The sequence below is a fragment of the Pseudomonas sp. GW822-FHT02D10 genome, assembly GCF_058802345.1.
In genome coordinates this window covers 358,114-366,232 of sequence record NZ_JBXAOB010000006.1, presented here as the reverse complement: position 1 = coordinate 366,232, position 8,119 = coordinate 358,114, and the positions used below count along the sequence as shown (strand labels likewise).

General features: G+C 57.2%; 6 protein-coding genes. 3 read left to right on the top strand and 3 right to left on the bottom strand.

Annotated elements, in window-relative coordinates; all coding sequences use genetic code 11:
- Positions 1–232: 232 nt before the first annotated feature.
- Together clpA and clpS are read right to left on the bottom strand one after the other, a co-directional pair.
- Entirely contained in the window at positions 233–2,503 is a 2,271-nt protein-coding gene (gene clpA / locus AC1RPZ_RS13195) for an ATP-dependent Clp protease ATP-binding subunit ClpA (RefSeq protein ID WP_493137471.1), read from the bottom strand.
- 29 nt (positions 2,504–2,532) lie between these two features.
- Positions 2,533–2,895: an ATP-dependent Clp protease adapter ClpS gene (gene clpS, locus AC1RPZ_RS13190; protein ID WP_015094394.1), complete on the bottom strand. Its 363-nt coding sequence runs from the start codon at positions 2,893–2,895 to the stop codon at positions 2,533–2,535.
- Between the two features lie 223 nt (positions 2,896–3,118).
- On the opposite strand from clpS, the gene cspD reads away from it, so the two are divergent.
- The gene (cspD, locus tag AC1RPZ_RS13185) at positions 3,119–3,382 is read left to right on the top strand and encodes a cold shock domain-containing protein CspD (protein ID WP_493137469.1); all 264 of its coding nucleotides are present in this window, start codon (positions 3,119–3,121) and stop codon (positions 3,380–3,382) included.
- Positions 3,383–3,456: 74 nt separating this feature from the next.
- On the opposite strand, the gene icd is transcribed toward cspD, so the two are convergent.
- Positions 3,457–4,713, bottom strand: coding sequence for an NADP-dependent isocitrate dehydrogenase (icd, locus tag AC1RPZ_RS13180; protein ID WP_493137468.1), 1,257 nt, complete (start codon positions 4,711–4,713; stop codon positions 3,457–3,459).
- 504 nt (positions 4,714–5,217) lie between these two features.
- Here icd and AC1RPZ_RS13175 point away from each other — a divergent pair.
- Both AC1RPZ_RS13175 and AC1RPZ_RS13170 read left to right on the top strand, forming a co-directional pair.
- Entirely contained in the window at positions 5,218–7,443 is a 2,226-nt protein-coding gene (locus AC1RPZ_RS13175; RefSeq protein WP_493137466.1) for an NADP-dependent isocitrate dehydrogenase, read from the top strand.
- Positions 7,444–7,657: 214 nt separating this feature from the next.
- Entirely contained in the window at positions 7,658–8,104 is a 447-nt protein-coding gene (locus AC1RPZ_RS13170) for an NUDIX hydrolase (protein ID WP_493137464.1), read from the top strand.
- Positions 8,105–8,119: the final 15 nt, after the last annotated feature.

The following is an 8,119-nucleotide window of genomic DNA, read 5'->3' as shown; positions in this document are numbered from 1 at the left end:
CAAAATCGCCAAGTCCAAGGAGTGGCTGGAGGGAAAGGCTGCGCATGCTCATGTGTCGACGGATCGGGTGCTTAAGGTCCATAAAGGGAAAAGACCTTGAAAGGGCTGGCCGTAAGGGCGAAACCGCCAGCAGCCGTTACCGCAGCAATGGATATACACCCCCAAACCCAACCCGCAGACAGCAAAAAGGCGCCATCAGGCGCCTTCTGCTTTAAAGCAACAGCAACAACCGTCAGGCCATTTCCGCAGTGGTCTCGAAGTCAAAGGTCAACTCGCCATCCTTGATGTCGATGTGTACCACACCGCCATGTTCGGCCAGTTCGCCAAAGAGAATCTCCTCCGCCAGCGGACGCTTGATCTTGTCCTGGATCAAGCGCGCCATTGGTCGCGCACCCATGGTCGCATCGTAACCGCCCGCCGCCAGCCAACTGCGCGCAGCATCGGTGACCTCGAGCAGTACACGCTTGTCTTCCAGTTGCGCCTGCAGTTCGGTAAGGAACTTGTCCACCACGCTTTTGATGACCTCATGGCTGAGGCGACCAAACTGGATAATGGTGTCCAGACGGTTACGGAATTCCGGCGTGAAGCTCTTCTTGATCACTTCCATCGCGTCGGACGAGTGATCCTGATACGTGAAGCCGATAGAAGCCCGAGCTGCGGTTTCGGCACCGGCGTTGGTCGTCATGATGACGATCACGTTACGGAAATCCGCCTTGCGCCCGTTGTTATCGGTGAGCGTACCGTGGTCCATGACCTGCAACAGCAGGTTGAAGACTTCCGGATGCGCCTTCTCGATTTCATCGAGCAACAGCACGCAGTGAGGCTGCTTGGTGATGGCTTCGGTCAGCAGGCCGCCCTGATCGAACCCGACATAGCCAGGAGGTGCACCGATCAAACGCGAAACGGTGTGGCGCTCCATGTACTCGGACATGTCGAAGCGAACCAGTTCGATCCCCAGCGCCTTGGCCAGTTGCCGAGCCGCTTCAGTTTTACCGACACCGGTAGGACCGGCAAACAGGAACGAACCGACGGGTTTGTCAGGCGACTTCAGACCGGCGCGGGACAGTTTGATCGCAGTCGACAAGGAGTCGATCGCCGCATCCTGGCCAAACACCGTCAGCTTCAGATCACGCTCAAGGTTACGCAGCAGCTCTTTATCGGAGCTGGTGACGTGTTTTGGCGGAATCCGCGCGATCTTCGCCACGATGTCCTCGACCTGAGGCACCTCGATGCGTTTCACACGTTTCTCGATTGGTTGCAGACGCTGATAGGCGCCCGCCTCGTCGATGACGTCGATGGCCTTGTCCGGCATATGCCGATCATTGATGTAGCGTGAGGCCAGTTCGGCAGCGGCACGCAGGGCTTCATCACTGTATTCGATATTGTGATGGAGTTCGAAGCGCCCCTTCAGACCGCGCAGGATACCAATGGTGTCTTCGACCGAAGGCTCCGATATGTCGACCTTCTGGAAGCGCCGAGCCAGTGCGCGGTCTTTCTCGAAGATCCCACGGAATTCCTGGAACGTGGTCGAACCGATGCAACGGATATCACCCGACGACAGCAGCGGCTTGAGCAGGTTCGATGCATCCATGACGCCACCGGACGCAGCGCCCGCACCAATAATGGTGTGGATCTCGTCGATGAACAGGATCGCCTGTGGACGTTTTTTCAGCTCATTGAGCAACGCCTTGAAGCGTTTCTCGAAATCGCCGCGGTACTTGGTCCCAGCGAGCAACGCGCCCAGATCGAGCGAGTAAACCACACTGCTGGCCAACAGATCAGGCACCTGATTGTCGACAATGCGCTTGGCCAGACCTTCGGCAATCGCGGTTTTACCCACGCCAGCCTCGCCAACCAGCAACGGATTGTTTTTACGCCGGCGCGCCAGAATCTGCGCGACACGCTCAACTTCCATTTCACGCCCTACCAACGGGTCGATACGGCCCTGGCGTGCAAGTTCGTTGAGATTGCTGGCATAAGCATCCAGAGGATTGCCTGAAGAAGAAGACTCACCGCCCTCGTCGTCCTGCATATCTTGCTCACCTTCAGAGTGATCGCCATGCCCTGGCACTTTCGAGATGCCATGAGCGATGTAATTGACGACATCAATGCGCGCAACGCTCTGCTGTTTCAGCAGAAACACCGCCTGACTCTCTTGCTCACTGAAGATGGCGACCAGCACGTTGGCGCCAGTCACTTCGCGTTTGCCCGAGCTCTGTACATGAAAGACAGCACGTTGCAGTACACGCTGGAAGCCCAGGGTTGGCTGGGTTTCGCGATCCTCGTCATGAAGGGGGATCAACGGCGTGGTGGAGTCGATGAACTCCTGCAGGTCATGCTTGAGTTTGTCGAGGTTTGCGCCGCAGGCACGCAAAACGGTGGCGGCAGCCTCATTATCCAATAGAGCCAACAGGAGGTGTTCGACGGTCATGAACTCATGACGTTTCGAACGCGCCTCCTTGAAGGCGAGATTGAGGGTGACTTCGAGCTCGCGGTTTAACATAGCTTCACCTCATACCCAAGTGGTCGGCGTTAACCGTCCTTCTCGATTTCACAGAGTAGCGGATGCTGGCTTTCCCTGGCGTACTGGTTGACCTGCATGGCCTTCGTCTCGGCGATGTCGCGGGTAAACACTCCACATACTGCCCGTCCTTCTGTGTGAACGGCCAGCATGACCTTGGTCGCCAGCTCGCGATTCAGGTTAAAAAACACCTCGAGCACTTCGACGACGAAATCCATCGGTGTGTAGTCATCATTGAACAAAACCACCTTGTACATCGGCGGCGCCTGTAACGCAGGCTTAGCCTCCTGTACAGCAATGCCTGCTGAATCGTCGTCGTGTAAATCAGGGCGATCCTGATTGAATGTTAGTCGAATCTGGCTGATTGCATGCATGGAAAGAAAGGTTCGTTAGTTGAGCTGAATACAGTGGTGGGGGCGGCCCCAGAGCTTTTCAACTCCGACTGCTTGGTCACCTTGACTATCGGCAAATCAGTGTTACAACCAATAGAGCCCACAGTGGGTAAAAAAGGTCCGCGGAGTCAACCCCGATTCAGGGTTGATGCGGATTAACTGGATGATACTCCAGTGATGGAGTCTGTTGCAGAGGGATATGAGCATGGCTAGCGGTAAGGTCAAGTGGTTCAACAATGCCAAGGGATATGGCTTCATCAACGAGGAAGGCAAGGACGAGGATCTCTTTGCCCACTACTCGGCCATTAAAATGGACGGCTACAAGACCTTGAAAGCAGGCCAACTCGTGAGCTTCGAGATCATCCAGGGCCCCAAAGGTCTGCACGCGATCAACATTGACTCAGCTACAGTAAAGGCCAATGCGCCCGCACCTGCAACGACCGTCCAGCACGAGAGAGTGTTGAGCTGACACCACCAAACTTCCAGACATAAAAAACCGGTCGACTCAATCATTTGAGTCGACCGGTTTTTTTAACGCAAATCTTACATGTGCGAGATCAGCGCATCACCGAACGCGGAAGAAGACAGCAGTTTGGCGCCCTCCATCAGACGTTCGAAGTCATAGGTCACGGTCCTGGCCGAGATTGCGCCGTTGGTGCCCTTGATGATCAGGTCCGCCGCTTCGGTCCAGCCCATGTGACGCAGCATCATTTCAGCCGACAGAATCAGCGAACCCGGGTTTACCTGGTCCTTGCCGGCGTACTTCGGTGCAGTGCCGTGGGTGGCTTCGAACATGGCCACGGTGTCGGACAGGTTGGCACCTGGCGCGATACCGATACCACCCACTTCAGCCGCCAGGGCGTCGGACAGGTAGTCGCCGTTCAGGTTCAGGGTCGCGATCACATCGTATTCAGCCGGGCGCAGCAGGATCTGCTGGAGCATGGCGTCGGCGATGGCATCCTTGACGATGACGTTCTTGCCGGTTTTCGGGTTCTTGAACTGCATCCACGGGCCGCCGTCGAGCAGGGTTGCGCCGAATTCTTCAGCAGCCACTTCGTAGGCCCACTCTTTGAAAGCACCTTCGGTGAACTTCATGATGTTGCCCTTGTGGACGATGGTCAGCGAATCGCGATCATTGTCGACAACGTATTGCAGCGCCTTGCGCGCCAGACGCTTGGTGCCTTCCAGGGAAACCGGCTTGATGCCGATGCCGCAGTTTTGGTCGAAACGGATCTTGGTGACGCCCATTTCTTCTTTAAGAAACTTGATGACCTTGGTCGCTTCCGGCGAGCCGGCCTTCCACTCGATACCGGCGTAGATGTCTTCCGAGTTCTCACGGAAGATCGTCATGTCGACGTCGCCAGGCTTCTTGACCGGGCTAGGTACACCTTCGAACCAGCGCACAGGGCGCAGGCACACATAAAGGTCGAGTTGCTGACGCAGCGCAACGTTGAGGGAACGGATACCGCCACCGACCGGCGTGGTCAGCGGCCCCTTGATGGAAACCACATAATCCTTGACTGCATCCAGAGTTTCCTGAGGCAGCCAGGTGTCCTGATCGTAAACCTGAGTCGCTTTCTCCCCGGCATAGACTTCCATCCAGGAAATTTTGCGCTCGCCGCCGTAAGCCTTCTTAACAGCAGCATCGACAACCTTGATCATGACCGGGCTGATATCAACGCCAATACCATCACCTTCAATGAAGGGGATGATCGGGTTGTTAGGAACATTGAGAGAATGGTCTGCATTGACGGTGATTTTGTCGCCGACTGCTGGAACCTGAATCTTCTTGTATCCCATGCTGAACTCCATTGTTTGGATTGAACATCTGGCTTCGTCCGAGCGTACCCCAGTTAAATCGGCACGCAAACCCTATGTTCCATCCATCTGCCGCAAAGCTGCACAGTTCGCGACGTACAAGCCTGAAAGCAAAGGGAAAAGCGCCAAACTCAAGCACGGTGAACGACTCTACGCCACGTGCGCACCTGCGACCTTTAGACCAATGGACGAGAGTCGTTGCATATGAACCATCGGCAGATTGCCAGCTACCTATGTATAATGCCGCCGCTGACCGTAGGGTCACGACGGCGAGCCTCCTGCTCCTGGATAAATAGCAACGAGATTTTCCGCCCGATAAGCCGGACTGTTACCGCAGCCCACCCGCTTGACGCTCGACTGATGCACCCAACATCACCGCGAAGAAACCTCGACATTCGGCTCATGGATGACTTTGAACGAACGCGCTTACCCGGCGCCCCTCGAGTTTCTGCGCACGCTTTAGCAAAGAAGAGAGTTAATCCGAATATGCCCAACCGCTCGAAGATCATCTACACCTTCACCGACGAAGCCCCAGCCCTCGCCACCTATTCACTGTTGCCTATCGTAGAGGCCTTCACCGCCTCCGCTGATATCGCCGTGGAAACCCGCGATATCTCTCTTGCAGGGCGCATTCTGGCCAGCTTCCCCGAGCAATTGGGTGACAAAGCCGTAGCCGACCACCTCGCCGAACTGGGCGCCCTGGCCGTCACGCCTGAAGCCAACATCATCAAGCTGCCGAACATCAGTGCTTCGGCTCCACAACTGCAGGCTGCAATCAAAGAGCTGCAAGCCCAGGGCTTTGCACTGCCGGACTACCCGGAAACCGTCACCAGCGACGCAGACAAGGACGCCAAGTCCCGTTACGACAAGATCAAGGGCAGCGCGGTAAACCCGATTCTGCGTGAAGGCAACTCCGATCGTCGCGCACCGTTGTCGGTCAAGAACTACGCTCGCAAGCACCCGCACAAAATGGGCGCCTGGGCAAAAGACTCCAAGTCACACGTCGCTCACATGAGCACCGGCGATTTCTACGGCAGCGAAAAAGCTGCCCTGATCGACGCCGCTGACGCTGTCAAAATCGAACTGATCGCTCGGGATGGCAGCACCACCGTCCTGAAAGAAAAAACCACCGTACAAGCCGGTGAGATCCTCGATTGCGCCGTCCTGAGCAAAAACGCCCTGCGCAGCTTCATCGCCGCTGAAATCGAAGACGCCAAGCAAAAAGGCGTGCTGCTGTCGGTTCACCTGAAAGCCACCATGATGAAGGTCTCCGACCCGATCATGTTCGGCCAGATCGTTGCCGAGTTCTATAAAGACGCTTTGGCCAAGCACGCTGACGTGCTGGCACAGATCGGCTTCAACCTGAACAACGGCATCGGCGACCTGTACGCCCGCATCAAGGCCCTGCCCGCTGAGCAGCAAGCGCAGATCGAAGCCGACATTCAGGCGGTCTACGCCGCTCGTCCGTCGCTGGCGATGGTCAACTCCGACAAGGGCATCACCAACCTGCACGTGCCGAGCGACGTCATCGTCGACGCCTCGATGCCAGCCATGATCCGTGACTCCGGCAAGATGTGGGGCACTGACGGCCAGTTGCACGACACCAAAGCGGTGATCCCGGATCGCTGCTACGCGACCATCTACCAGGCGGTGATTGAAGACTGCAAGCAACACGGCGCCTTCGACCCAACCACCATGGGCAGCGTGCCGAACGTGGGCCTGATGGCGAAAAAAGCCGAAGAGTACGGCTCCCACGACAAGACCTTCCAGATCAAGGCTGACGGCGTGGTTCGCGTTTCCGACAGCGCTGGTCGCACCCTGCTGGAACAGTCGGTTGAAGCCGGCGACATCTTCCGTATGTGCCAGACCAAAGACGCGCCGATCCAGGACTGGGTCAAACTGGCCGTCAACCGTGCTCGCGCAAGCGCGACTCCAGCGATCTTCTGGCTGGACCCAATGCGCGCCCACGACGGTGTAGTGATCGAGAAAGTTCAGGCTTACCTGAAGGATCACGACACGTCCGGCCTGGACATCCGCATCATGTCGCCAGTCGACGCCATGACATTCACCCTGGCTCGTACTCGCGAAGGCCTCGACACCATCTCGGTGACCGGCAACGTACTGCGCGACTACCTGACCGACCTGTTCCCGATCATGGAACTGGGCACCAGCGCCAAGATGCTGTCGATCGTTCCGCTGATGAATGGCGGCGGTCTGTTCGAAACCGGCGCTGGCGGTTCGGCTCCGAAGCACGTTCAGCAACTGCTGGAAGAAAACTTCCTGCGCTGGGATTCCCTGGGCGAGTTCCTGGCCCTGGCCGCGTCCCTTGAGCACCTGGGTGTGACGTACAACAACCCTAAAGCGCTGGTGCTGGCCAAGACCCTGGATCAGGCCACCGGCCAGTTCCTGGATAACAACAAGTCGCCATCGCGCAAAGTCGGCAACATCGACAACCGCGGCAGCCACTTCTACCTGGCGCTGTACTGGGCTCAGGCCCTGGCGGCCCAGACTGAAGACGCAGCGCTGCAAGCGCAGTTCAGCCAACTGGCGAAAACCCTGGCCGAGAATGAAGCGACCATCGTCGCCGAGCTCAACGCCGTTCAGGGCAAGCCAGTGGACATCGGCGGTTACTACCACGCCGACGCCGAGCTGATCAGCAAGGCCATGCGCCCAAGCAACACCTTCAACGCGGCGATTGCTGCGCTGGTTTAAGGTTGTAAGGGAACACCAGAAACCCCGGCCTCGAGCCGGGGTTTCTGTTTCCAGCCTTCACACAATTCCAATGTGAACACTGGACAAATGTGGGAGCGAGCTTGCTCGCGATAGCGGTTTATCATTCAACATTGATGTCGACTGACCTACAGCTATCGCGAGCAAGCTCGCTCCCACATTGACCGTATTTCAACCCTGAAATCGAGGACGCTTTATGGATTGGCTACCCCACATCACTGTCGCCACCATCGTCGAAGACAATGGCCGCTTCCTGATGGTCGAAGAACTCAAGGGCGGACGCGCGGTACTCAATCAGCCCGCCGGTCACCTGGACCCGAACGAAACCCTGACCGAAGCGGCTGTGCGCGAAACCCTCGAAGAAACCGGCTGGGACGTCGAAGCCACCGGCGTGGTGGGCATCTATCTCTACACCGCCCCAAGCAATGGCGTGACCTACCAGCGCGTGTGCTTTGCCGCCAAAGCAGTGAAACACCACCCCGACTATCAACTCGACGACGGCATCGTCGGCCCGCGCTGGCTGACCCGCGACGAACTCCTGGCGCAACGCGACAGCTGGCGCAGCGAGCTGATTATTCGCTGTATCGACGATTATCTGAGCGGTAAACTCTTCAGTCTCGAACTGATCCGCCCTTCTCTTTAGCCTTGCAGGCTCGGG